The sequence below is a fragment of the Streptomyces sp. NPDC026659 genome (genome assembly GCF_040638245.1).
Classification (GTDB): Bacteria; Actinomycetota; Actinomycetes; order Streptomycetales; family Streptomycetaceae; genus Streptomyces.
Genome location: NZ_JBEZXY010000003.1, coordinates 182463 through 206308 on the forward strand (window position 1 = coordinate 182463; position 23846 = coordinate 206308).

The window sequence follows — 23846 nt, forward strand, 5'->3', positions numbered from 1 at the left end:
CCGGCGGGGCAGAACCGGAGTGGCGGGCGGGGCAGCGGGGCTGGACCGGCAAGGACGGGCCGACGAAGCGGACGGGAGAGTCGGCCCGACAGGCATCAGCCGTGGCCGGATGTGACCCGATCTGACCCCAACCGCGCCTCATATGTGCGGAGTCCCGCACGACCGTGCGCGCATATGCGCGAGAATGGCCGGGTGACCTCAGCGACCAGACAGCCGGGGACGCCCCCGGTATCACCCGCGTTCCCGGCCCCGCTCGGACAAGGAGGCACCGTAGGCCCGCCGCCCCGGCTGATCGCCACCGACCTCGACGGCACCCTGCTGCGCGACGACAAGACGGTCTCCGCGCGGACCGTCGCCGCGCTCGCCGCGGCCGAGGAGGCGGGGGTGGAGGTCTTCTTCGTCACCGGCCGCCCGGCCCGCTGGATGGACGTGGTCGCCGATCACGTCCACGGCCACGGCCTCGCGATCTGCGGCAACGGCGCCGCCGTGGTCGACCTGCACGGCGGCCCCGGCGCCCATCGGTTCGTCTCGGTGCGCGAGCTGACCCGGCAGAGCGCGCTCGACGCGGTGGGGCTGCTGCGCGAGGCGGCACCGGGCACGGTGTTCGCCGTCGAGCAGACCTACGGCTTCCACCAGGAGCCCGCGTATCCCAAGCTGCACATGGAGATCCCGGACAACCTGCTGCCCGCCGAGGAGCTGCTCGCGCCGGACGGCCCGGACGCCGACCAGCCCGTCCTCAAGATCCTCGCCTACCACCCGGAGCTGGACCCGGACGCGTTCCTCACCACGGCCCGTATCGCGATCGGCGGCCACGCCAACGTCACCCGCTCCAGCCCCAGCGCGCTCCTCGAACTGAGCGGCGCCGGGGTCTCCAAGGCCAGCACCCTGGCGCTGTGCTGCGCCGAGCGGGGCATCTCGCCCGAGGAGGTCGTCGCCTTCGGCGACATGCCCAACGACCTGGAGATGCTGACCTGGGCCGGGCGCTCCTACGCGATGGGCAACGCCCACCCCGACGTCCTCGCCGCGGCCACCGGCCGTACGGTCGCCAACACCGAGGACGGGGTGGCGGTCGTGATCGAGCGGCTGCTCGCCGACCGCCTCTGACCATCCCCTAGGGGGTGTCTCCTCGATCTTCGCGGGCCCGCGGTGCCTGGCACGGCACCTCGCCGCACGGCCGAATCGCCCAAGTACGTCCAGTACGAGGCCGACTCGACCGCACGCCGAGGCACCGCACCAGACGCCGCGGGCTGATCCACGAAGATCGAGGAGACACCCCCTAGCCGGCCACCACCAGCGTCTCCGCCTCGGCCTCGCGCCGCGCCATCGCGCGCAGCGGGCCGTCGGCGGAGACCAGCTCCGCGTACGGGCCGCGCTGCACGACCCGGCCCGCGTCCAGCACGAGGACCTCGTCCACCGCGTCGAGACCGGCGAGCCGGTGCGTGATCAGCAGGGTGGTCCGGCCCTCGGTGGCGGCCAGCAGGTCCGCCGTGAGCGCGTCGGCAGTCGGCAGGTCCAGGTGCTCGGCGGGCTCGTCCAGCACCAGCACCGGGAAGTCCGCGAGCAGGGCCCGCGCCAGCGCGAGCCGCTGCCGCTGGCCCCCGGAGAGCCGGGCGCCGTGCTCTCCGACCAGCGTGTCCAGGCCCTCGGGCAGCTCGTCCACCCAGTCGAGGAGGCGGGCCCGCAGCAGGACGTCGCGCAGTTCGGCCTCGGTCGCGTCCTTCCGCGCCAGCAGCAGGTTCTCCCGCACGGTGCTGTCGAAGAGGTGGGCGTCCTGGGCACACAGCCCGACCAGCCTGCGCACGTCGTCGCCGTCCAGCTCGTCCGCCGCGACACCGGCCAGCGTGTAGCTGCCCGCGCGCGGGTCGAGGAAGCGCAGCAGCACCTGGGCGAGGGTGGTCTTGCCCGAGCCCGACGGTCCGACCACGGCGATCCGGCGGCCCTGCTCCAGCGTGAGGTCGAGTCCGGCGAACGCGTCGCCGTGCTGTCCCTCGTACCGGGCGCTGAGGTCGCGCACCACGACCGGGAACGGCGAGGCGGGGGCCTGCCGGGGCTCCTCCGGCTCGCGCACGGGCACCGGGGCGTCCAGGACCTCGTACACGCGCTCCGCGCTGCGCCGCACCCGCTGCCGGTAGCGCGCGGCGAGCGGCAGCCCGAGAACGGCCTCGAAGGCGGCCAGGGGGGTGAGGACGATGACGGCCATCGCGACGCCGTGCAGGCGGCCCGAGGCGACCCCGGTGGCGCCGACCAGCGCGGCGGCGGCGACGGTGAGTCCGCAGATCAGCGCGGTCAGTCCGTCACCGAGGGCGGTGATCCCGGCCGCGCGCGAAGCGATCTTCGTGAGCGTGCCGTCCGCGCGCCGGGCCGCGTCCGTACGGGCGGGCAGCGCACCGGCCACGGTCAGCTCGGCGGTGCCGGTGAGCACGTCGGTCACGCGGGTCGACAGCTCGCCCCGCGCCGGGGCGAGGCGGCGCTCGGTGCGCCGGGCGACCGACGCGGTGAGCAGGGGCACGCCCACGCCCGCGAGGAGCAGGCCCGCCGCCAGGACGGCCCCGGCCTCGGGCAGCAGCCACGCTGTGAAGCCGACCGAGGCGGCGGAGACGACGACCGCGACACCGGTGGGCATCAGCCAGCGCAGCCAGTAGTCCTGGAAGGCGTCCACGTCGCTGACCAGTCGGCTGAGCAGGTCGCCGCGCCGGGTGGTCCGCAGCCCGGCGGGCGCCAGCCGCTCCAGGCGCCGGTAGACGGCGACCCGGGTGTCGGCGAGCATCCGCAGCACCGCGTCGTGCGAGACCAGCCGCTCGGTGTACCGGAAGACGGCCCGCCCGATGCCGAAGAACCGCGTCGCGGTCACGGCCACCAGCAGATAGAGCACCGGCGGTTCCTGCGAGGCCCGCGAGATCAGCCAGCCGGAGGTCGCCATCAGGCCGACCGCGCAGCCGAGCGCCAGGCTGCCGAGGACCAGGGCGAAGGCGAGGCGACCGTAGCGGGGCGCGGCCAGTGCCCGGACCCGGGCCAGGACGTGCCTCGGGCGGCTGCCGTTCGCCGTCGCGGGCGGGACCGGCATGCCGTCCGCGTCGAGCGGCCCGCTGTCCGGCAGGTCCGCGAGGGTGGTGGCGGCCGCGGCGGGCTCGGGCACATGGGCGTCGAGCGCGGTGGCGGCCAGTTCCGGAGGGATCACCTCGGCCATGACGGGAGCGGCCTCGGAGGGGGCCGGGGCCGCCAGCCGGACCACCCGGTCGGCCACTTCGAGGAGCGCGGGCCGGTGCACGACCAGGAGGACCGTGCGGCCCACGGCGAGCCGCCGGACCGCCGCCACGACGTCCGCCTCCGTGGCGCCGTCCAGGGCGGCCGTGGGCTCGTCCAGGAGCAGTACGGGCCGGTCCGCGAGGAAGGCGCGGGCGAGCGCGAGCCGCTGGCGCTGACCGGCGGACAGCCCCGCCCCGTCCTCGCCCAGCACCGTCTCGGCACCTGCGGGCAGCGCGTCGACGAAGTCCAGGGCACCCGCGTCCGCGAGGGCCTGGCGCACGGCCGCGTCGTCGGCGTCGGGGCGGGCCAGCCGGACGTTCTCGGTGATGGTGCCCGCGTAGACGTGCGGCCGCTGCGGCACCCAGGCGATCCGTGAGCGCCACTGCTCGAGGTCGAGGTCCGCGAGATCCGCCCCGCCGATCCGGACCTGCCCCGCGGTGGGGCGTACGAAGCCGAGCAGGACGTTGAGCAGGGTGGTCTTGCCGGCGCCGCTGGGGCCGACCAGCGCGACGGTCTCCCCGGGTTCGACGGCGAAGGACACGTCGGCCACGGCGTCCGTCGAGCGGCCCGGGTAGCGGACGGTCACGGAGTCGAAGGAGAGCGCGCCCTCGGGCACCCGGCCGGTGCCGGACGCCGGGACGGGGGTCTCCAGCACGGCGAAGATCTCCTCCGCCGCTGCCAGGCCCTCGGCCGCCGCGTGGTACTGGGCTCCGACCTGGCGCAGCGGGAGGTACGCCTCGGGCGCCAGCACCAGAATGACCAGGCCGATGTACAGGTCCATGCTGCCGTGCACCAGGCGCATACCGATGGTCACGGCGACCAGGGCGACCGAGAGCGTGGCCAGCAGTTCCAGGGCGAAGGACGAGATGAAGGCGATCCGTAGGGTCCGCATGGTGGCCTGGCGGTATTCGCCGGTGATCCGGCGGATGGACTCGGCCTGCGCCTTGGCCCGGTTGAAGACCTTCAGCGTGGGCAGCCCCGCCACCACGTCCAGGAAGTGGCCGGAGAGCCGGGACAGCAGCCCCCACTGCCGGTCCATCCGGTACTGGGTGGCCCAGCCGATCAGCATCATGAAGATCGGGATGAGCGGCAGGGTGATGACGATGATCGCCGCCGACACCCAGTCCTCGGTGACGATCCGCGCCAGGACGGCCACGGGCACGACCACCGCGAGCCCCAGCTGCGGAAGGTAGCGCGAGAAGTAGTCGTCGAGGGCGTCGACCCCGCGCGTGGCCAGCGTGACCAGCGAACCGGTGCGCTGGCCGCTCAGCCACCCGGGGCCGAGCGTGGCGGCCCGCTCGACCAGCCGCTCCCGCAGCTCCGACTTCACCGCCGCGCTGGCCCGGTGGGCCGCCAGCTCGGTGAGCCAGGAGACCAGCGCCCGCCCACAGGCGACGGCGACCAGCAACCCGAGGGGTGTGACCAGCTCGGAAGCGGTCTTGCCCTGCTGGAAGGCGCCCACCACGACTTCGGCGATGAGCATCGCCTGGGCGATGACCAGCCCGGCGCCGAGTGCGCCCAGGACAACGACCGCCACCAGGAAGAGACGCGTGGCGCCCGCATAGCGCAGGAGGCGGGGATCGATCGGTTTCACGTGAAACGTGTCCTTCAGTCCCGAGAGTGTGTTTCACGTGAAACATACCCTTGGGACGCTCAGTGTGCGGTGTCGGCGATGTGTTGCGTACCGATGCGCTTACGGAACACCCAGTAGGTCCAGCCCTGGTAGAGCAGCACGAGCGGCGTGGCGATCACGGCGCACCAGGTCATGATCCGCAGGGTGTACGGGCTCGAAGAGGCGTTGGTGACGGTCAGGCTCCAGTCTCCGTCGAGCGTGGACGGCATGACGTTCGGGAAGAGCGACAGGAAGAGCATCGCGACGACCGCCACGATGGTCACCCCGGACAGCGCGAACGCCCATCCCTCCCGTCCCGCACCGGTGGCCACGAGGGCTGCCGTCAGCGCGGCGACCGTGACGATCAGCGCCGCGAGGCTGGAGACGTCACCGCTGTGGGCCTGCGTCCACAGCAGGAAGCCGAGCGCAGGCACAGCGGTGACGAGACCGGCCCGCAGGGCCAGCCGACGCGCCCGTACCCGGATGTCCCCGACCGTCTTGAGCGCCGCGAAGACCGCGCCGTGGAAGATGAACAGCGTGAGCGTCACCACACCGCCGAGCAGTGCGTAGGGGTGGAAGAGATCCCCGAGGCCGCCGACGTACTCGAAGTGCCGGTCGATCTTCACCCCGTACGCGATGTTGCCGAAGGTCACGCCCCAGAGGAAGGCCGGGAGCAGCGAGGTCCAGAAGATCGCCCACTCCCAGTTGCGCTGCCAGTTCTCCTCGGGTCGCTTGGCCCGGTACTCGAAGGCGACGCCCCGGACGATCAGACAGACCAGGATCACCAGCAGGGGCAGATAGAAGCCGGAGAAGAGGGTGGCGTACCACTCCGGGAAGGCGGCGAAGGTCGCACCGCCCGCCGTGAGCAGCCACACCTCGTTGCCGTCCCAGACGGGACCGATGGTGTTGATCAGCACCCGGCGCTCGGCCCGGTCGTGGGCGAGGAGCCGGGTGAGGATGCCGATCCCGAAGTCGAACCCCTCCAGGAAGAAGTAGCCGGTCCACAGGACGGCGATCAGGACGAACCAGATGTCGTGAAGATGCATGACTGTTCCCCCGGCCTAGTACGAGAAGGCCATCGGCTTGTCGGCGTCACGGAGATCGCCGCCAATCCTGGTGGGCGGGTTGAGGTCGGCCTCGGTCAGCTCGGGCGGACCGGCCTTGGCGTACTTGGCGAGCAGCCGGACCTCGATGACGGCGAGGATCGCGTAGAGCGCGGTGAAGACGGCCATCGAGATGACGACCTCGGCCTGGGAGACGCCGGGGGAGACCGAGTGGCGGGTCTGCAGGACGCCGTAGACGGCCCAGGGCTGGCGGCCGGTCTCGGTGAAGATCCAACCCCAGGAGTTGGCGATCAGCGGGAAGGCCAGTGTCCAGACGGCGATGCGCCAGAACCAGGTGCCGAGCTTCGGGCCGAGCGCCTTGTGGGGGAGGAGGACCAGGTGCGGCACCTCGTCCTCGCCGACCCGGAGATGCTGGGGGAGCAGGAACTTCTTGCGGGTCAGCCAGAGTCCGGCGATCCCGAGGGTGAAGGAGAACATGCCGAAGCCGATCATCCAGCGGAAGCCCCAGAAGGCGACCGGGATGTTGGGCCGGTAGTCACCGGGCCCGAACCGCTGCTGCTCGGCCTTGTTCACGTCGTTGATGCCGGGCACGTAGGACGAGAAGTCGTCGTTGGCGAGGAAGGACAGCAGGCCGGGGATCTCGATGGCGACGGTGTTGTGGCCCTTCTGCACGTCGCCGTAGGCGAAGATCGAGAAGGGGGCGGGCTTCTGACCGTCCCACAGGGCCTCGGCGGCGGCCATCTTCATCGGCTGCTGCTTGAACATGACCTTGCCGAGCACGTCTCCGCTGACCGCGGTGAGCAGTCCAGCGACGACCACGGTGACCAGACCGAGGCGCAGCGAGGTCTTCATCACGCGGATGTGCCTGCGGCGGGCCAGATGGTAGGCGGCGATGCCCACCATGAAGGCGCCACCGGTCAGGAAGGCCGCGGCCAGGGTGTGGAACGCCTGGCTGAGCGCGGTGTTCTGGAAGAGCACGGCCCCGAAGTCGGTCAGCTCCGCACGGCCCTTGGCCTTGTCGATCCGGTAGCCGACGGGGTGCTGCATCCAGGAGTTGGCCGCGAGGATGAAGTACGCCGACAGGATCGTGCCGAGCGAGACCATCCATATGCAGGCCAGGTGGATCTTCTTGGGGAGCTTGTCCCAGCCGAAGATCCACAGTCCGATGAAGGTGGACTCGAAGAAGAAGGCGATCAGGGCCTCGAAGGCGAGCGGGGCGCCGAAGATGTCACCGACGAAGCGCGAGTAGGCCGACCAGTTCATGCCGAACTGGAACTCCTGCACGATGCCGGTGACGACACCCATGGCTATGTTGATCAGGAAGAGCTTGCCCCAGAACTTCGTCGCCCTGAGGTACACCTCCTTCCCCGTGCGCACCCATGCCGTCTGGAGCCCCGCGGTGAGGGCGGCCAGGGAGATCGTGAGCGGAACGAAGAGAAAGTGGTAGACGGTGGTGATGCCGAACTGCCAGCGCGCCAGGGTCTCCGGCGCCAGAGCCAGTTCCACGTCGTCACTCTCCTAACTCCACCGTGACACACGGTGGGGTTTGCCCTTTTTGTCTAGTGCATATGGGGCTATTGGGACCGCGCTTGTGAAAGCGTTCACATTCACAAGCCATTATGACGTACGCGCCTTCGATATCCGATAGGGGGTCAGCCACCAATACGACAGCCCCTCCTGGCACCGGACGCGCCAACGGCTGGGGCCCCGCACACGGCGGGGCCCACAGGAACGCTTCGGTACCGCTTACGGCGATCCGCTCAGTCCTTCTCGCGGAACGCCTCCGCCACCTTCAGGAAGATGTCGTTCGCCTCGGTCTCCCCGATCGTCACCCGGACTCCCTCGCCCGCGAACGGCCGGACCACCACACCGTGCCGCTCGCACGCCTCGGCGAACTCCGCGGTGCGCTCCCCCAGCCGCAGCCACACGAAGTTCGCCTGGCTCTCCGGCACGGTCCAGCCCTGGGCGCGCAGCGCCTCCGACACGCGCTGGCGCTCGCACACCAGCGAGCCCACCCGGCCCAGCAGTTCGTCCTCCGCCTGCAGCGAGGCGATCGCCGCCTCCTGCGCGATCTGGCTGACCCCGAACGGCACCGCCGTCTTGCGCAGCGCCGCCGCCACCGGCTCGTGGGCGATCGCGAAGCCGACCCGCAGCCCGGCGAGGCCGTACGCCTTGGAGAAGGTGCGCAGCACGCAGACGTTCGGCCGCTCCCGGTACAGCTCGACCCCGTCGGGCACCTCCGGGTCGCGGATGAACTCCCGGTACGCCTCGTCCAGCACCACCAGCACATTGGCGGGCACCCGGTCGAGGAACCGTTCCAGCTCGGCGCGCCGGACCACCGTGCCGGTCGGGTTGTTGGGGTTGCACACGAAGATCAGCCGCGTCCGGTCGGTGATCGCGTCGGCCATCGCGTCCAGGTCGTGCACATCGCCGTCCGTCAGCGGCACCCGGACCGACCGGGCACCGCTGATCTGCGTGATGATCGGGTACGCCTCGAAGGAGCGCCAGGCGTAGATCACCTCGTCGCCGGGCCCGCTGGTCGCCTGGACCAACTGCTGGGCCACGCCCACCGAGCCGGTGCCCGTGGCGATGTGGGACACCGGGACACCGAAGCGCTCGGCCAGCTCGCTCATGAGCGCGGTGCAGGCCATGTCCGGGTAGCGGTTGAACTCGGCGACGGCGGCGGTGACCCGCTCCATGACGCCGGGCAGCGGGGGATAGGGGTTCTCGTTGGAGGAGAGCTTGTAGGCGGCCTGACCGCCGACCGCGGCGGGCCTGCCCGGCTTGTAGGTGGGGATACCCTCCAGCTCGGCGCGCAGCTTGGGGCTCGTCTCGCTCACCGCAGTCCTCCTCGCGACCACCGGCGGACCGTCGATGCCGCCGGCTTCCAATACTCCTCACCTTAAGAGGATTCGGCGCGGTTGCGTACCTTCGCGACGCGGGCTCCGTCGGCCGCGCGGGGCGTCCGGACCGGGGCTCTCCCTGGGGGGCGCACCGTACGTCTGGCCGTGCGCCGGTGGCTCGCGCCGTGGCGCGCATCCCTCGTGCAGGTGAGTTGAGACCTCTTCGAAACATCGGGCAGTCGGCAGGTCCACACGCGTGGATAAGTCACGTCTCGCCATCGAATCGATCAACTACCTTGTTTTCCTATGCAGTTATGTACTGACGACCATGCAGAAACGTGCCTGTCAACGCGTGCATATGCGTCCGCACTACCCCACCGCCTGAGCCCTACTATCGGCACGCCATGACAGCAGCAGGGAAGCACCAGGTGAGCCGCGCGGAAACCTCACGACGAGGCAGCCGACCGAGCCGGGCGGGCATCAGAGACGTGGCCGCCGCCGCCGGGGTCTCCATCACGACCGTCTCCGACGCCCTCAACGGCAAGGGTCGGCTCCCGGATGCCACCCGGCGCCATGTCCGCGAGGTGGCCGACCGGCTGGGCTATCGCCCGTCGGCCGCCGCCCGCACCCTCCGTACGGGCAAGTCCGGCCTCATCGGCCTGACCGTGACCACGTACGGGGATGAACCTTTCACCTTCACCGAGTTCGCGTACTTCGCCGAGATGGCCCGGGCGGCCACCTCCGCCGCGCTCGCCCGTGGCTACGCGCTCGTCATCCTCCCGGCCACCTCGCGCCACGACGTGTGGTCCAACGTGGCCCTCGACGGCACGGTCGTCATCGACCCCTCCGACCAGGACCCGGTCGTCAGCGAACTGGTCCGGCAGGGCTTACCGGTCGTCTCCGACGGCCGCCCGGCGGGATCGCTCCCCGTCACCGCCTGGGTCGACAACGACCACGAGGCCGCCGTCCTCGGCATCCTCGACCATCTCGCCGCCGCGGGCGCCCGCCGGATCGGCCTGCTCACCGGCACCACGACGGACACGTACACCCATCTGTCGACCACCGCCTATCTGCGCTGGTGCGAGCGCGTCGGCCAGGACCCGGTGTACGAGGCGTACCCGGCACACGACCCGTGCGCGGGCGCCGTCGCCGCCGACCGGCTCCTCGCCCGCCCCGACCGGCCGGACGCCGTCTACGGCCTCTTCGACCCCAACGGCACCGACCTCCTGGCCGCCGCCCGCCGCTACGGCCTGCGCGTCCCCGACGACCTGCTGCTGGTGTGCTGCAGCGAGTCCACGGTGTACGCGACCACCGAGCCGCCCATCACCACCCTCTCCCTCAAGCCCCGCCGCATCGGCACGGCCGTGGTCCAGCTCCTCATCGACGCCATCGAGGGAGTCGACTCCGACCACCCGGTCGAACAGGTCATACCGACGGAACTGATCGTGCGCACCTCGTCGCAGCGGCGCCCCCCGCGGACGACGGTGAGCCCGCCCCGAACGCCGGAGAAGGGGTAGCCGGTCCTCGGCGTGGCCCGGCCGACCCGCCCGGCGGGCCCACGCCGACAACCGGTCGAACTCATGCCCAATCGGCGTGAAAGCCACGATGAACTGGCGTCTTGTTCGGATTCACCACCCCTGGGTCGTCACATGGCGCGACGCTCATTCCTATGATGGGCCCACGACACCGCGGGCCGCTGCGACCAGGCAGTCCGAAGCGGTGCAGCTGCGGCGCGATGGTGGAGGGGTCTGATGACTCAGGGGGCCGGTCAGGGGACCGAGGTGGAGCGCACGGAGACGGTGCGCGACTTCCGGGTGCCCGCGTACGTCCATGAGACCGGTCCGTATCCGCATCCCGGCAACGTGGTCCCGGCCGACGAGGACTTCCCCGACGGCTACACGCCCACCCAGCGCGACCTGCCCGTCATCCAGCGCGGCGACACCATCCAGCTCCCCGTCGACCCGGACGCCGCGCACGCGCCCCGGGAGAACGCGGGCCCCGGCCCGCTGTACGTCGTCGGCGACGTCCACGGCTATCTGGACGAGCTGCTCGCCGCCCTGCGCGAGCAGGGACTGATCGACGACGCGGGCCAGTGGTGCGCGGGCACCGCCCGGCTCTGGTTCCTCGGCGACTTCACCGACCGGGGTCCGGACGGCATCGGCGTGATCGACCTGGTGATGCGGCTGTCCGCCGAGGCGGCCGCCGCCGGCGGCTACTGCAAGGCCCTCATGGGCAACCACGAACTGCTGCTCCTGGGCGCCAAGCGGTTCGGCGACACCCCGGTCCACTCCAGCGCGGGCACGGCCACCTTCCAGGCCGCCTGGCTGCTCAACGGCGGCCAGAAGACCGACATGGACCGCCTCCAGGACCACCATCTCCAGTGGATGGCACGCCTCGACGCCGTCGAGTCGGCCGACGGCTATCTGCTGCTCCACTCGGACACCACCGCCTATCTCGACTACGGCGACTCGATCGAGGCCGTCAACGACACGGTCCGCGAGACCCTGACGCGCAACAGCGTGGACGAGGTCTGGGACCTGTTCCGCAAGTTCACCAAGCGCTTCTCGTTCCGCGACGAGGGCGGCGCGGACGCCGTGCGCTCCCTTCTCGATACGTACGGCGGCACCCGGGTCGTTCACGGCCACAGCCCCATTCCTTATCTGCTCGGCCATGTCGGCTCCGAGGAGGACGAGGAGGACAGCCGCCCGCACGTCGAGGGACCGCACGTCTACGCCGAGGGACTCGCCATCGCCATGGACGGCGGCGTGACCATGGCCGGAAAGCTGCTGGTCCGGCAACTCCCCCTGGACGCCTGAGGGTTGGGCCGACTAAACCGGTCCGGGTCGGCCGGACACCGGACCGGGCCTCAATTTCCGACAACCCCCTGTCACCTTGAGCCTTGACGGCTCTACCATCGGTTTATCCGTAGCAGGCTCCCCTCCGTTTCTGCCCGACGGCTCGCCGCCATGCGAGCCCCCAGCCCTACGGAGCATCGGGGGATGCACATGAACAGCGTTCCGCAGCACCTGCTGAACGAGGACCGCCAGGAATTCGAGCGGCTCCTCGATGAGGCGCTGCGCTCCGCGCCACAACGCCCGGAACTGTCCGCCATGGGTCAGCGGCTCAACCCCGAACAACTGCGCACCATGGCGCTGGGCGCCATCGTGCTCATCACGGCCGCCGCGGCCACCGAGTACCAGCACTACGTGAAGGTCCGCGAGGAACTGCGCCACCCGGCGCCGTCCCCCGAATCCCAGGCCGAGGCCGGTTCCGCCGACCCGGGCCCGGGCACGCTGGGCCTCGCCGCGACGACGCTCGGGGAGGCAGCCGAGACCGCCGGTGCGGGCGCGATCGCGGTGATAGCCGTGCTCGCACCCGTCCTCGCCGGGACCGCGGCCGCCATATTCCTGCTCGTCGGTTACCTCCTGAAGGTGCTGGTCCCCGGTCAGGCCTTCGCCCGGACCCTGATAGCGGCGGGCTGGGTCTTCGGCGCCGTGACCGCCGCCGCGATCCTGGTCGCCGCCGTGGGGCTGCTGCTCACCGCCCTGCGCAACAAGGCGACCGCCGAGGCGGGTGCCTACGACGAGGCCGACCGGGCGGTGGCCGAGGCCAGAGCCGCCTGGCGGGACGCCCTGCTGGAGCGCGGCATCCTGCCCTTCCTCAGGGAGGCCCTGGACCGGCCGGGCGCGGTGACCCCGTACCCGGCCCAGCCCGCCGCCCCGACCGGAAGGATGCCGCGCCTGGGCTACGACCGCCCCGGCTTCAGCAGCCCGCACGACGGACCGGTCTCCGACCGGCCGCGCTTCTCCAGCCCGGACTACACGAGCCCCGACTTCGGCGGACCCGAGCATCAGCCGGAGTAGACGCCGGCCGTCCCCGGCGTCACCCGGCTGTCACTCGGCGATGGGCAGATAGACCCGGTTGCCCGTGGCCGCGAACTCCTCGGCCTTGCGCGCCATGCCCTCCTCGATCTCGGCCTTGCTGCCGCCGTGTTCGCGCCGGATGTCCTGCGAGATCTTCATGCTGCAGAACTTCGGCCCGCACATGGAGCAGAAGTGAGCCGTCTTGGCGGGCTCGGCGGGCAGCGTCTCGTCGTGGAACTCCCGTGCCGTGTCCGGGTCCAGGGCGAGGTTGAACTGGTCCTCCCACCGGAACTCGAAGCGGGCGTCGGACAGCGCGTCGTCCCACTCCTGCGCGCCGGGATGCCCCTTGGCGAGGTCCGCCGCGTGGGCGGCGATCTTGTAGGTGATGACGCCGGTCTTCACGTCGTCCCGGTTGGGCAGGCCCAGGTGCTCCTTGGGCGTGACGTAGCAGAGCATCGCCGTCCCCCACCAGGCGATCATCGCCGCGCCGATACCGGAGGTGATGTGGTCGTACGCCGGGGCGATGTCGGTGGTCAGCGGGCCGAGCGTATAGAACGGGGCTTCATCGCAGATCTCCTGCTGAAGGTCGATGTTCTCTTTGATCTTGTGCATCGGGACGTGACCGGGGCCCTCGATCATCGTCTGTACGTGGAAACGCCTGGCGATGCGGTTGAGTTCCCCGAGCGTGCGCAATTCCGCGAACTGCGCCTCGTCGTTGGCGTCCGCGATGGAACCGGGCCGCAGACCGTCGCCCAGCGAGTAGGTGACGTCGTAGGCGGCGAGGATCTCGCAGAGCTCCTCGAAGTTCTCGTACAGGAACGACTCCTTGTGGTGCGCCAGGCACCAGGCCGCCATGATCGAGCCGCCGCGCGAGACGATGCCGGTCTTGCGGTTCGCCGTCAGCGGGACGTACGGCAGCCGCACGCCCGCGTGGACCGTCATGTAGTCCACACCCTGCTCGGCCTGCTCGATCACGGTGTCCTTGTAGATCTCCCAGGTCAGTTCCTCGGCCCTGCCGTCCACCTTCTCCAGGGCCTGGTAGAGCGGCACCGTGCCGATCGGCACGGGGGAGTTGCGCAGCACCCACTCGCGCGTGGTGTGGATGTTGCGGCCGGTGGAGAGATCCATGACCGTGTCGGCGCCCCAGCGGGTCGCCCAGGTCATCTTCTCCACCTCCTCCTCGATGGAGGACGTGACGGCGGAGTTGCCGATGTTGGCGTTGACCTTCACCAGGAACCGCTTGCCGATGATCATCGGCTCGATCTCGGGGTGGTTGACGTTGGCCGGCAGCACCGCGCGACCGGCGGCGATCTCCTCGCGGACCACCTCCGGAGAAACGTTCTCGCGGAGGGCCACGAACTCCATCTCGGGCGTGATCTCGCCCCGCACCGCGTACGCGAGCTGGGTGACCGCGCCACCGTCACGGCTCCGGCGCGGCAGCCGCGGGCGTCCGGGGAAGACCGCGTCCAGGTTCCGCAGCCCGCCGCGCGGCGAGGTGTGCTTGATTCCGTCGTCCTCGGGCCGGACGGGACGACCGGCGTACTCCTCGGTGTCGCCCCGGGCGACGATCCAGTTCTCCCGCAGCGGGGTCAGACCCCGTCGGACATCGGTGGGGACGGCGGGGTCGGTGTACGGACCCGACGTGTCGTAGAGCGTGACCGACCGCCCGTTGGTCAGGTGCACCTGACGGACCGGCACATGCACATCGGGGCGCGAGCCCGCGATGTACGCCTTGTGCCAGCCGTTGGACTTCCCGGCCTCCGCGTCCGGCGACCCGTTCGTCGCGTTCTGCGTGGAGGCAGGCGTGCGTGCGTCCTTGTTGGTCATGAGACCTACTCCCTACGCCGGCATTACCCGGTAACAGGTTCGGCGGTCGACGCAGCGATTTCCGTCCGCAGATGGTCCGGTGGAACCACGTTCCACGTGAAACATCGCGAAGACGGAGGTCAGCGCCCTCTCAGCCCGGTGCTCCGAGCTCCCGCGTGTGCAAAGGTGCCTCCACGCTAGCGCCCCTTGTGACGTGAAGGACAGTGGGCCTCGGTCGTTCTTGCAATGATCGGACGGTGACCACGACACATCAGCCTCCCTACCCACCGCCCGGGCCGCCCCATCGGCACGGCCCCGGACAGGGCGACGGCCCCGGCCGAGGGGGCGGACAGGGCTCCGGCGGTGGCCCCGGAGACGCGCACGGGCACCACTCCGGCTCCGGCGACGGCCAGGAACCGGACCACGGTCACGGCCATCACGGTCACGGCCACTCGCACAGCCATGGCCCCGCGGCCCCGGTGTCCCGGCATCTGCGCAAGGTCATCGCGGCGATCCTCATCCCGTTCACGGCCGCCGTCGTGGTCGGACTCGTGGTGCTCTGGCCCGGCGGCGCCCCGCCGCACGAGCGCTCCGGGGTCGGCTTCGACCGCCAGACCCAGCAGGCCACGGTCACCCGGGTCCTGTCGGTGAGCTGCAAGTCCGTGAACGCCTCGGGCGGTTCGTCCCTCGGCGACAACGCCTCCTCCGGAGCGGGCTCGGCGGCCCAGGAGGGGAAGCGGGACTGCAAGAAGGCGACGGTCCGGGTCGACACCGGGAAGGACCGGGGCCGCACCTTCACCGAGATCGTCCAGCCCGACCAGACACGGCAGTTGCACCAGGGCGAGCAGGTCGTGGTCGCCTACGAGCCCTCGGCACCCAAGGATCTGCAGTACGCGGTCACCGACGTGAACCGGCAGTTCCCCATGGCGCTGCTCGCCGGGATCTTCGCGGTCGCCGTCGTGGTGGTGGGCCGGCTGCGCGGCGTCATGGCGCTGGTCGCGCTGGCCGTCAGCTTCCTGGTGCTGACCATGTTCATCCTCCCCGCGATACTCCAGGGGTCGAATCCCCTGCTGGTGGCCGTGGTCGGATCGAGCGCGATCATGCTGATCGCGCTCTACATGTGCCATGGGCTGTCCGCCCGGACATCGGTCGCGGTGCTCGGCACGCTCGTCTCGCTGATGCTGATCGGCTTCCTCGGCTCGCAGTTCATCGGCTGGGCCGCGCTCACCGGCAACACGGACGACAGCACGGGGCTGATCCACGGGCTCTACCCCTCGATCGACATGAGCGGCCTTCTGCTGGCCGGCGTCATCATCGGTTCGCTCGGTGTGCTGGACGACGTGACGGTGACCCAGACCTCGGCCGTCTGGGAGCTGCACGAGGCCAACCCCTCGATGGGCTGGCGGGGGCTGTACCGGGCGGGCATCCGCATCGGCCGCGACCACATCGCCTCCGTGGTCAACACCCTCGTCCTCGCCTACGCGGGCGCCGCGCTCCCCCTGCTGCTGCTGTTCTCGATCGCGCAGAGCAGCGTGAGCACCGTGGCCACCAGCGAACTGGTGGCGGAGGAGATCGTGCGCACGCTGGTCGGCTCCATCGGCCTGGTCGCCTCGGTGCCGGTCACCACGGCCCTCGCCGCCCTGGTGGTCTCGGCCGACCGGCCCGAACCGGGCAACCCTGCCCCGGCGGCCGTGGCGGCAGCGGCACGCGGCGGGCGAGGGCGGCGCCGGAGGCGGTGAGAGAGCGGGTCACGCACTGGGGGACGGTCATCGGGGGATGGACGCCGGGGAACCGGCAAAGGGCCGCACGAGCCCCGCAGAAGCGTTTCTGCAAGGTTCGTGCGGCCCTTTGTGTGCGAACGGCCCACCGCCCCCCGTGGTTTCAGCCGGCGCTCTGCTCCTCGGCCAGGATGCGGTCCAACGCCTCGTCGAGGTGGGCGTCGAAATCGGCCAGCGCTCCCTCCTGACCGAGCGGGACCAGCTTGTCCGTACGGTCCAGGAAGGCCACGAGCGGCGGCGCGGAGGAGCGGAACAGTGCCTGGTCACTGCCGACCTGAAGCCGGATCAGCACCTCGCCCAGCACCTCGGAGTCGACGGGCGCGATGTGCACGTCTCCCTCACCGCACGGCCGGCCGACCCCGTCAATCATCAGCTCGCGCCCGAAGGCCCAGGTCACCGGGGCATCGCCGGGCAGATGGAAGGTGAGCCGCACCGCGTAGGGATCGCTCGTCTCGTAGCGCAACTCCACCGGAATGCGGAAGGAGAGCTCCTCCGAGACGAGAAAGCTCATCATGACCTCTGCCTGTACGGACTCGCGCATCGCCTACCCCGTCGTATGACATCGACTGGCTGGGATTAATCCCCGGACCATGCCCAAATCTAGCTGAAAGTACACAACAGATCACAAGGAGTGAGTTTTCAGATGCTGATAGAAAGCGCGAACGCCCCGAGATGACGTCCGATCTCGGCCTGCAGCCGCTGTGTCGCGGGCATCAGCCGGTCGGCCTGGTGGGCGGGCAGTGAGATCGCGATCGTAGCCGCCGTGGTGCCCATCGTGAGGGGAATCGCCGCGCAAACCGCCCCCAGGGCGTATTCCTGACGCTCCACCACCGGTTCCATGCGTTCGACCCGGGCCAGCCGCCGCAGCAGGGCGCCGTTGTCCCGCACGGTGTAGGGCGTGATCGACCGCACCGGGTAGCGGGCCAGGTGGTCGCGGCGGGACTCCTCGTCCAGCTGCGAGAGCAGGCACTGTCCGATCGCGTGCGCGTGCGCCGTCTCGCGGAAGTCGGCCCACTCCTCGACCGCCGGTGCCTCCCGCGACTCGGCGACGCACTGCACCTCGATCTCGCCGTCCCGGTACATCGCGTAGTACACCGGCACACCGATGGAATCGCGCCATTGCTCGAGGGTGCCCGCCACAGTGCTGCGACGTTTCTGCTCGGCGGCATTGGCGCTCAGCCTGTCGGCGGCCTCCCCGAGGAAGAACAGGCCCTTCTCCCGGCGCAGATAGCCCTCGTGGACGAGGGTTCGCAGCAGGTGGTACGCCGTGGGCAGGGCGATGCCGGTCTCGCGGGCGAGTTGCTTGGCCGGGGCGCCGTACTCGTGGGCCGCGACGGTCTCCAGCAGCCGCATCGCGCGCTGGACGGACCCGATGAGGGTCGCGGAGTGCTTGTCCCGGGCTGCCGGGCCGTTCGGCCGCTGCATCGGGGGAGCGCAGGAGCGGCGCGATGCGGGCGGTGCGTGGGGTCCTGCCGGGGCGGTGTCGACCGTGGCCAAGGGGTGACTCCCGAAGCGCGAGGATGGGGGCGGCCCGTGCTCGGTGGGCACGGGCGAGGAGGCGTGCCACCCGTGGGGCCGGGCCCCACGAGAGTTCCGGACTTTAACCGTCCACCACCGCGCGCGGACGGTACGCCGGGAAACTTCCCTCCCCCGAGGGAACCGGTGTTCCGTGTTACCGCCCACCGGCTCCCGCGTCCGTCACCAGTCGCTGCGCGACGAGGAGTTGGACATGAACTTCCGCACGATGTAGATCAGTCCGCCGACCAGGGCGACGAAGAGCAGGACCTTGAACAGCAGACCGATCAGGAAGCCGATCACGGTCGCTATCAGGCCGCCGAAGACGACCAGCGCGATGACCGGCACCGCGACCCACTTCACCCACCACGGCAGCCCCGCGAAGATCTCTCGCATTGCCCTCGTCCTTTACGTTCGCAGTAATCGATGTCCCGCCCTCGATGCTAGGGCCGCGAGAGGCTCCGGCGGGGGCCGCGCACCCCTTGTCCTCCCCTGAACCGCCCCCTAGGGAACCCTGAGACCGACCCTCACGCCTCAGGCGGAGAAAACACCACCAGGACCCTCAGATCCTCGCTGATGTGGTGGAACTTGTGGGCCACCCCGGCGGGTACGTAGACCACGCTGCCCCGCGCGACCTCGGTGGTCTCCAGGCCCACCGTGATCGACGCCCGCCCGCTGACGACGAAGTACACCTCGTCCTGGCCGTGCGGTTGCTGAGGGTCGTGGGAGCCCGCGTCGAGGGCGTACAGCCCCACCGACATGTTCCGCTCCCGCAGGAACTGGAGGTAGGCGCCGTCGTTCGCGGCGCGCTCCGCCTCCAGTTCGTCCAGCCGGAATGCCTTCATCTCCGCCGTCCTCGCCCCACTGCTCACCGTCGACCCCGTCTGCCACGATCAGACACATGAAGAATTTCGTAGTCAAGACGCTCGCCAACGCGGCCGCCCTCGCGGTCGCCGTGTGGCTGCTCGACAAGATCACCCTCACCGGTGACAACACGGGCAAGAAGATCGGCACCCTGATCGTGGTCGCACTGATCTTCGGCCTGGTCAACTTCCTGGTGAAGCCGATCGTGAAGGTCCTCACCTTCCCGCTGTTCGTCCTGACGCTCGGCCTGATCACCCTGATCGTCAACGCGTTGATGCTGCTGCTCACCTCCTGGGTGTGCGGACAGCTCGACCTGAGCTTCCACGTGGACGGCTTCTGGACCGCGGTGCTCGGCGGTCTGATCATCTCCGTCGTCTCCTGGGCGCTGAACCTCGTCCTGCCCGACGAGGACTGAGCACGCCATGACCTACCGCGTCTGTTTCGTCTGCACCGGCAACATCTGCCGCTCCCCGATGGCCGCCTCGGTCCTCCGCGCGCGCGTCGCGGAGGCCGGGCTCGAGGACCTGATCGAGGTGGACAGCGCCGGCACCGGCGGCTGGCACGAGGGCGACGACGCCGACCCGCGCGCCGTGTCGGTCCTCGACGAGCACGGCTACGGCACCGTGCACACCGCCCGGCAGTTCCAGCCGTCGTGGTTCGCCCCGCTCGACCTCGTGATCGCCCTCGACACCGGCCACCTCAAGGCCCTGCGCCGTCTCGCGCCGACCGGGGAGGACGCGCGCAAGGTCCGCCTGCTGCGCTCCTACGACCCCGCGGCGGGCGACGACCTCGACGTGCCCGACCCGTACTACGGGGGCCGGGACGGCTTCGAGGAGTGCCTTGAGATGGTGGAACGGGCGAGCGACGGACTGCTCGCCGCCGTACGCGCACACCTGGAGGAACGCCCCGCATGAGCGACGCCACCGCACACCCGGACCGCACCGGCGACGGCACGCGCGCGGTACGGGCCGGACTGCCCGAGCCGGTCAAGCACGAACCCACCCTGCCCGGACCGGTGTTCGCCGCGCACTTCCATCTGCCGGGCGAGGTCACGGGACCGTACGCGTACGGCCGCGACGACAATCCGACCTGGACGCTCCTTGAGCGCGCCATCGGCGAGCTGGAGGCGCCCGGCCAGGACGGCGTGGAGACGCTGGTCTTCGCCTCCGGCATGGCCGCGATCTCCGCGGTGCTCTTCTCCCAGCTGCGCTCCGGCGACGCGGTCGTGCTGCCCTCCGACGGCTACCAGGTCTTCCCCCTGGTCCGCGAGCAGTTGGAGGCGTACGGCATCGAGGTACGCACCGCGCCCACCGGCGGGGACGCCCAGCTGGAGGTCCTGGACGGCGCGCGGCTGCTGTGGATCGAGTCGCCGTCCAACCCGGGCCTCGACGTCTGCGACATCCGGCGGCTCGTGGAAGCGGCCCACGCGCGCGGCACCCTGGTGGCCGTCGACAACACCCTCGCCACGCCCGTCGGACAGCGTCCGCTGGAGCTGGGCGCCGACTTCTCGGTGGCCAGCGGCACCAAGCAGCTGACCGGCCACGGGGACGTCCTGCTGGGCTACGTGGCCGGGCGGGACGGCGAGGCCATGGCCGCCGTGCGCCGCTGGCGCAAGATCGTCGGGGCGATCGCGGGGCCCATGGAGGCGTGGCTCGCGCACCGCTCGATCGCCACGCTGGCGCTGCGCGCCGACCGCCAGAACGCCACCGCGCTCCTGCTGGCCGAGGCGCTGCGGAAACATCCGGACGTCTCCGGCCTGCGCTATCCGGGCCTGCCGGACGACCCGGCGCACCCGATCGCCTCCCGGCAGATGCGCCGTTACGGCTGCGTGGTCTCCTTCACGCTGCCGACGCGCGCGCGTGCCGAGCGTTTCCTCGCGGCGCTCCGTCTGGTCGAGGACGCGACGAGCTTCGGCGGGGTGCGCTCCACCGCCGAGCGGCGCGGACGCTGGGGCGGGGACGCGGTACCGGAGGGCTTCGTCCGGATGTCCGTCGGCGCCGAGGACCCCGAGGACCTGGTGGCTGACGTGCTGCGGGCGCTGGACGAGTCCGCGGACTGAGACGGAATGGTCGCGGTCCGAGCCTCCCCCCTCGTGGCTCGGACCGCGTCGGTTCTGCGCGCGAAGAACCGTGCGGACAAGGCTAGTTGACTCTGCGTCAGTGTCCAATCACGGTAACGACAGAGACCTATCGACTTATTTATAGTTGGGTCCTGCCCGGGGGCCGGAGACGGCAGGGAAGGGAAGGACCCGCCATGGATCTGGCCTTGCTGCGTACCTTCGTCACCGTGCACCGGGCCGGCTCCTTCACCCGTGCCGCCGCGCTGCTCGGCCTGTCCCAGCCGGCCGTGACCTCCCAGATCCGCACGCTGGAGCGCCAGCTGGGACGGCCGCTCTTCCTGCGGCAGGCGCGCGGGGTGACGCCCACGACCATCGGCGACGAACTCGCACACAAGGCGGCACCGCACCTCGACGCCCTGGTGGAGATCGCCGAGAGCGGCCTGGACGAGGAGTCCGCGCTGCGAACCCTGCACCTGGCCGGGCCTCCGGAGTTCACCGCAGAACGCGCGCTGCCCGCCCTCACCGAGCTCGCGGCACGTGACGGCCAGGGCTTCGCGCTCCGCGCCTCCTTCGGCACGGCGGAGGACACCCTGGAGGGCCTGGCCGCGGGCCATCACGACCTTGCCATCAGCACGGCCCGGCCGCGCGGCGCCCTGCTGACCGCGAGCCCGTTGTGCGACGAGGAGCATGTGCTGGTCGCCTCACCGCACTGGGCGGAGCGGATCGGAGCGCTGCCGCTCGACGGGGCGCCCGCCCTGGGGAACCTGCCCGTCGTGGAGGTGCACGAGTCGCTGCCCTTCGTCTCGCGCTACTGGGCCTCCGTCTTCGACTCGTGTCCGGCCGCCGCGGGCACGGTGATCGTCCCCGATCTACGGGCGGTGCTGGCCTGCGCGAGCGCCGGGGCCGGGCTGGCCGTGCTGCCCCGCTATCTGTGCGGACCGGCGCTGGAGCGCGAGGAGATCGTCCTGCTGCACGATCCGCTGGTCCCGCCCCTGCGCACCTACTTCCTCGTGGTGCGCACCGGCTCGCTCGCCCTGCCGCATGTGGCGCGGGCGCACGAGTGGCTTCAGCGGGCGGCAGCGCGGTGGTGTTGAGCCCCCGTGCGACACAGGTCACACTGTGCGCCCCGGTAGTGGCTCCTCGCGATGTTTCACGTGGAACAAGCCGGGCCACATTTCTCCCATGACCGTCCGACCCGTGGTCAAGCGCACCGCCCGAGCCGTTCTCCTGGACGGTGACGACCTGATCCTGATCAAGCGCACCAAGCCAGGAGTCGATCCCTACTGGGTCACTCCCGGCGGCGGGGTCGAGCCCGCCGACCCGACCGTCGTGGACGCCCTGCACCGCGAGGTGTACGAGGAACTCGGCGCCAAGATCACCGACGTGGTCCCCTGCTTCGTGGACACCGTGGAACACATCGGCGAGGACGGTGGTGCGACCGGGGTGAAGGTGCAGCACTTCTTCGTCTGCCGCCTGGAGTCCATGGACACCTCACTGCGCCACGGCCCCGAAGTCGAGGCACCGGCCGGTGAGTACGAGATCGTCCGTATCCCGTTCACCCGGGTCGGCATCGCCTCCGTGCACCTGGTCCCGTTGTCCCTGCGCCACTACCTGGACGGCAACATCGAGGGCGTACGCGCCATGCACGCGCCCGACCTCGGATAGCCGGTCAGGAGCCGATGCCGACCATGTCCTCCACCGGGTCGTGCCGTATGCGGGCGTCCGGGACACCGAGGGCGCGCAGGGTGGCGACTCCGCTGCGGATCATGCCGGGCGGCCCCGCGAGGTAGGCGCCGTACCCGTGCCAGGGGCCGCCCGCCCGGAGGACGTCGGGGAGTCGGCGGCGGTCCTGCCAGTCGATGACGGGCCGCACCGAGATCCATGGGTGGCGCGCCCGAAGCCCCAGCAGCGTGTCGATGTCGTACAGGTCGCGGTTGGCGCGGGCACCGTAGAACACCTCGACCGGGCGGCGCGCGCCATGTCCGGCGATCTCCTCGACCAGGGCCTTGATGGGTGCGATGCCGGTGCCGCCGCCCAGGCAGAGCAGGCCGCCGTCGCCGGTGTGGTCGACGGTCATCGAGCCGACCGGCGGCCCGAGGCGTACGGCGTCTCCGGGGCGGGCCCGATGCACCAGCGCGTTGGACACCCAACCGGCCGGAACGGCCCGCACATGAAAGGTCAGCAGTCCGTCGGCACGTGGCGCGGAGGCGAAGGAGAAGTGCCGCCAGACGCGAGGCCACCAAGGCGTCTCCACGCTCGTGTACTGACCCGCGCGGAAGGGGTAGGGCTGGTCCGGGCGCAGGGTGAGGACCGCGATGTCCGGGGTCCTCAGGTCGTGCGCGACGATCTCGGCTCCCCACCAGGGCGGGGCATCGACCGCGTCCTCCGCAGCGGCGGAGATCATCACCTGGGAGAGGGCGGCGTAGACGCGGGACCAGGCTGCCTCGGCCTGCGGGGTCCAGGTCCGGACGGCATGCACGCTCAGGGCGCCGATCAGACATGCGCCCACGGCGGGGTAATGAGCGTCCAGCGTCCCGTACTTGCGGTGTCCGCGGCCCAGGTTGCGCACGTAGTCGACGAGGACGGGCGTGTTGTCGATGTGCTCGGCGGCGGTGAGGAGCGCCCGCAGCAGGCGGTCCCGCTGGGTGTCCATCGCGGGCGGGAACAGCGAACGCAGCTCGGGATGGCGGACGAAGAGGAGCGCGTAGAAATACGAGGTGACCTTGTCGGCGACGGGCGCGATCTCGGCCAGCGTGCGGCGGACGAGGAGCGCGTCCGGGGATGCCGCCTCGACGGATTCCGCTGGTCGGCGCCCCCGCTCGTCGCCCGGTGTCCCGTTCTCCCCCGACATGACGGCCGGAGCGTCCATGGTGTGCCCTCGCCTCGAACATCCACGGTCGGCGGACGCTCTCCCGGCGGGAAGCGCGCGTGTCCCCGGCGGGGCGGACCGACCCACAGCACTCGTTCCGCAGCCTTCCACCGCGCTCGGGTGCCACGACGATGTACCCGAAAAAGCGGTTCTTCGGGACCTTCGTCCGGTTACGCTGTTCGTTCCTCAAGTGACGGACAGAGCAGAGGATTTGAGCTGCTACCACTCAAGGGCTCGTGTTTCACGTGAAACAGTCATACGCCCCGGTCGCTCGGACGTATGAGAGCCGGGTCGGGCTTTCCCCAAACCGGTGGACGCCACGCCACC

General features: G+C 70.7%; 20 protein-coding genes and 1 riboswitch. Of the genes, 10 read left to right on the top strand and 10 right to left on the bottom strand.

Going from position 1 to position 23846, the window contains the following annotated elements; genetic code table 11:
- Window positions 1–174 precede the first annotated feature (174 nt).
- Window positions 175–1104 (top strand): HAD hydrolase family protein, encoded by a 930-nt coding sequence (locus tag AB0E91_RS09740; RefSeq protein ID WP_361777809.1) that lies wholly within the window; start codon window positions 175–177, stop codon window positions 1102–1104.
- Between the two features lie 172 nt (window positions 1105–1276).
- On the opposite strand, the gene cydD is transcribed toward AB0E91_RS09740, so the two are convergent.
- The 4 genes from cydD to hisC form a co-directional block, all read right to left on the bottom strand.
- The gene (cydD, locus tag AB0E91_RS09745; protein ID WP_361777812.1) at window positions 1277–4840 is read right to left on the bottom strand and encodes a thiol reductant ABC exporter subunit CydD; all 3564 of its coding nucleotides are present in this window, start codon (window positions 4838–4840) and stop codon (window positions 1277–1279) included.
- Between the two features lie 59 nt (window positions 4841–4899).
- Window positions 4900–5904 carry a cytochrome d ubiquinol oxidase subunit II gene (cydB, locus tag AB0E91_RS09750; RefSeq protein ID WP_361777815.1) on the bottom strand — a complete coding sequence of 335 codons (1005 nt, stop codon included), beginning with the start codon at window positions 5902–5904 and terminating at the stop codon, window positions 4900–4902.
- Between the two features lie 15 nt (window positions 5905–5919).
- Window positions 5920–7428 carry a cytochrome ubiquinol oxidase subunit I gene (locus tag AB0E91_RS09755; protein ID WP_361777818.1) on the bottom strand — a complete coding sequence of 503 codons (1509 nt, stop codon included), beginning with the start codon at window positions 7426–7428 and terminating at the stop codon, window positions 5920–5922.
- A 254-nt stretch (window positions 7429–7682) separates the two neighbouring features.
- Window positions 7683–8762: a histidinol-phosphate transaminase gene (hisC, locus tag AB0E91_RS09760; RefSeq protein WP_361777821.1), complete on the bottom strand. Its 1080-nt coding sequence runs from the start codon at window positions 8760–8762 to the stop codon at window positions 7683–7685.
- A gap of 407 nt (window positions 8763–9169) precedes the next feature.
- On the opposite strand from hisC, the gene AB0E91_RS09765 reads away from it, so the two are divergent.
- The 3 genes from AB0E91_RS09765 to AB0E91_RS09775 all read left to right on the top strand — a co-directional run bounded on the left by AB0E91_RS09765 (window position 9170) and on the right by AB0E91_RS09775 (window position 12628).
- Complete coding sequence (locus AB0E91_RS09765; RefSeq protein ID WP_361777824.1) at window positions 9170–10282, top strand: LacI family DNA-binding transcriptional regulator; 1113 nt, start codon at window positions 9170–9172, stop codon at window positions 10280–10282.
- 234 nt (window positions 10283–10516) lie between these two features.
- On the top strand, window positions 10517–11581 hold the full coding sequence (locus tag AB0E91_RS09770) for a metallophosphoesterase (RefSeq protein WP_361777827.1): 1065 nt from the start codon (window positions 10517–10519) through the stop codon (window positions 11579–11581).
- Window positions 11582–11764: 183 nt separating this feature from the next.
- The gene (locus AB0E91_RS09775; protein WP_361777830.1) at window positions 11765–12628 is read left to right on the top strand and encodes a hypothetical protein; all 864 of its coding nucleotides are present in this window, start codon (window positions 11765–11767) and stop codon (window positions 12626–12628) included.
- 30 nt (window positions 12629–12658) lie between these two features.
- Here AB0E91_RS09775 and thiC read toward each other — a convergent pair whose 3' ends face one another.
- The gene (gene thiC / locus AB0E91_RS09780; RefSeq protein WP_361777833.1) at window positions 12659–14455 is read right to left on the bottom strand and encodes a phosphomethylpyrimidine synthase ThiC; all 1797 of its coding nucleotides are present in this window, start codon (window positions 14453–14455) and stop codon (window positions 12659–12661) included.
- Window positions 14448–14620: riboswitch (TPP riboswitch) on the bottom strand. (Overlaps the previous gene by 8 nt.)
- A gap of 71 nt (window positions 14621–14691) precedes the next feature.
- Between thiC and AB0E91_RS09785 the strand changes: the two genes are divergently transcribed.
- Entirely contained in the window at window positions 14692–16173 is a 1482-nt protein-coding gene (locus AB0E91_RS09785) for a YibE/F family protein (RefSeq protein ID WP_361777836.1), read from the top strand.
- A 142-nt stretch (window positions 16174–16315) separates the two neighbouring features.
- On the opposite strand, the gene AB0E91_RS09790 is transcribed toward AB0E91_RS09785, so the two are convergent.
- The 4 genes from AB0E91_RS09790 to AB0E91_RS09805 form a co-directional block, all read right to left on the bottom strand.
- On the bottom strand, window positions 16316–16753 hold the full coding sequence (locus tag AB0E91_RS09790; protein ID WP_018547576.1) for an SsgA family sporulation/cell division regulator: 438 nt from the start codon (window positions 16751–16753) through the stop codon (window positions 16316–16318).
- A 98-nt stretch (window positions 16754–16851) separates the two neighbouring features.
- On the bottom strand, window positions 16852–17637 hold the full coding sequence (locus AB0E91_RS09795) for an IclR family transcriptional regulator C-terminal domain-containing protein (RefSeq protein WP_361777840.1): 786 nt from the start codon (window positions 17635–17637) through the stop codon (window positions 16852–16854).
- Window positions 17638–17910: 273 nt separating this feature from the next.
- The gene (locus AB0E91_RS09800; RefSeq protein ID WP_361777843.1) at window positions 17911–18123 is read right to left on the bottom strand and encodes a DUF5326 family protein; all 213 of its coding nucleotides are present in this window, start codon (window positions 18121–18123) and stop codon (window positions 17911–17913) included.
- Between the two features lie 131 nt (window positions 18124–18254).
- A complete protein-coding gene (locus AB0E91_RS09805; RefSeq protein ID WP_361777846.1) occupies window positions 18255–18572 on the bottom strand; it encodes a cupin domain-containing protein in 318 nt (105 codons plus the stop codon).
- A 56-nt stretch (window positions 18573–18628) separates the two neighbouring features.
- Here AB0E91_RS09805 and AB0E91_RS09810 point away from each other — a divergent pair, with 56 nt between their 5' ends.
- From AB0E91_RS09810 to AB0E91_RS09830, 5 genes are all read left to right on the top strand, one after another.
- Window positions 18629–19006 carry a phage holin family protein gene (locus AB0E91_RS09810; RefSeq protein WP_361116880.1) on the top strand — a complete coding sequence of 126 codons (378 nt, stop codon included), beginning with the start codon at window positions 18629–18631 and terminating at the stop codon, window positions 19004–19006.
- 7 nt (window positions 19007–19013) lie between these two features.
- Complete coding sequence (locus AB0E91_RS09815; RefSeq protein WP_361777849.1) at window positions 19014–19505, top strand: low molecular weight protein-tyrosine-phosphatase; 492 nt, start codon at window positions 19014–19016, stop codon at window positions 19503–19505.
- A complete protein-coding gene (locus AB0E91_RS09820; protein ID WP_361777852.1) occupies window positions 19502–20650 on the top strand; it encodes a cystathionine gamma-lyase in 1149 nt (382 codons plus the stop codon). The genes AB0E91_RS09815 and AB0E91_RS09820 overlap by 4 nt, the downstream gene beginning before the upstream one ends.
- A gap of 194 nt (window positions 20651–20844) precedes the next feature.
- The gene (locus AB0E91_RS09825) at window positions 20845–21744 is read left to right on the top strand and encodes a LysR family transcriptional regulator (RefSeq protein WP_361777855.1); all 900 of its coding nucleotides are present in this window, start codon (window positions 20845–20847) and stop codon (window positions 21742–21744) included.
- An 88-nt stretch (window positions 21745–21832) separates the two neighbouring features.
- A complete protein-coding gene (locus AB0E91_RS09830) occupies window positions 21833–22315 on the top strand; it encodes an NUDIX hydrolase (RefSeq protein ID WP_018547584.1) in 483 nt (160 codons plus the stop codon).
- 4 nt (window positions 22316–22319) lie between these two features.
- On the opposite strand, the gene AB0E91_RS09835 is transcribed toward AB0E91_RS09830, so the two are convergent.
- Window positions 22320–23519, bottom strand: a complete 1200-nt coding sequence (locus AB0E91_RS09835; RefSeq protein WP_361777859.1) for a globin domain-containing protein — start codon at window positions 23517–23519, stop codon at window positions 22320–22322.
- Window positions 23520–23846 lie beyond the last annotated feature (327 nt).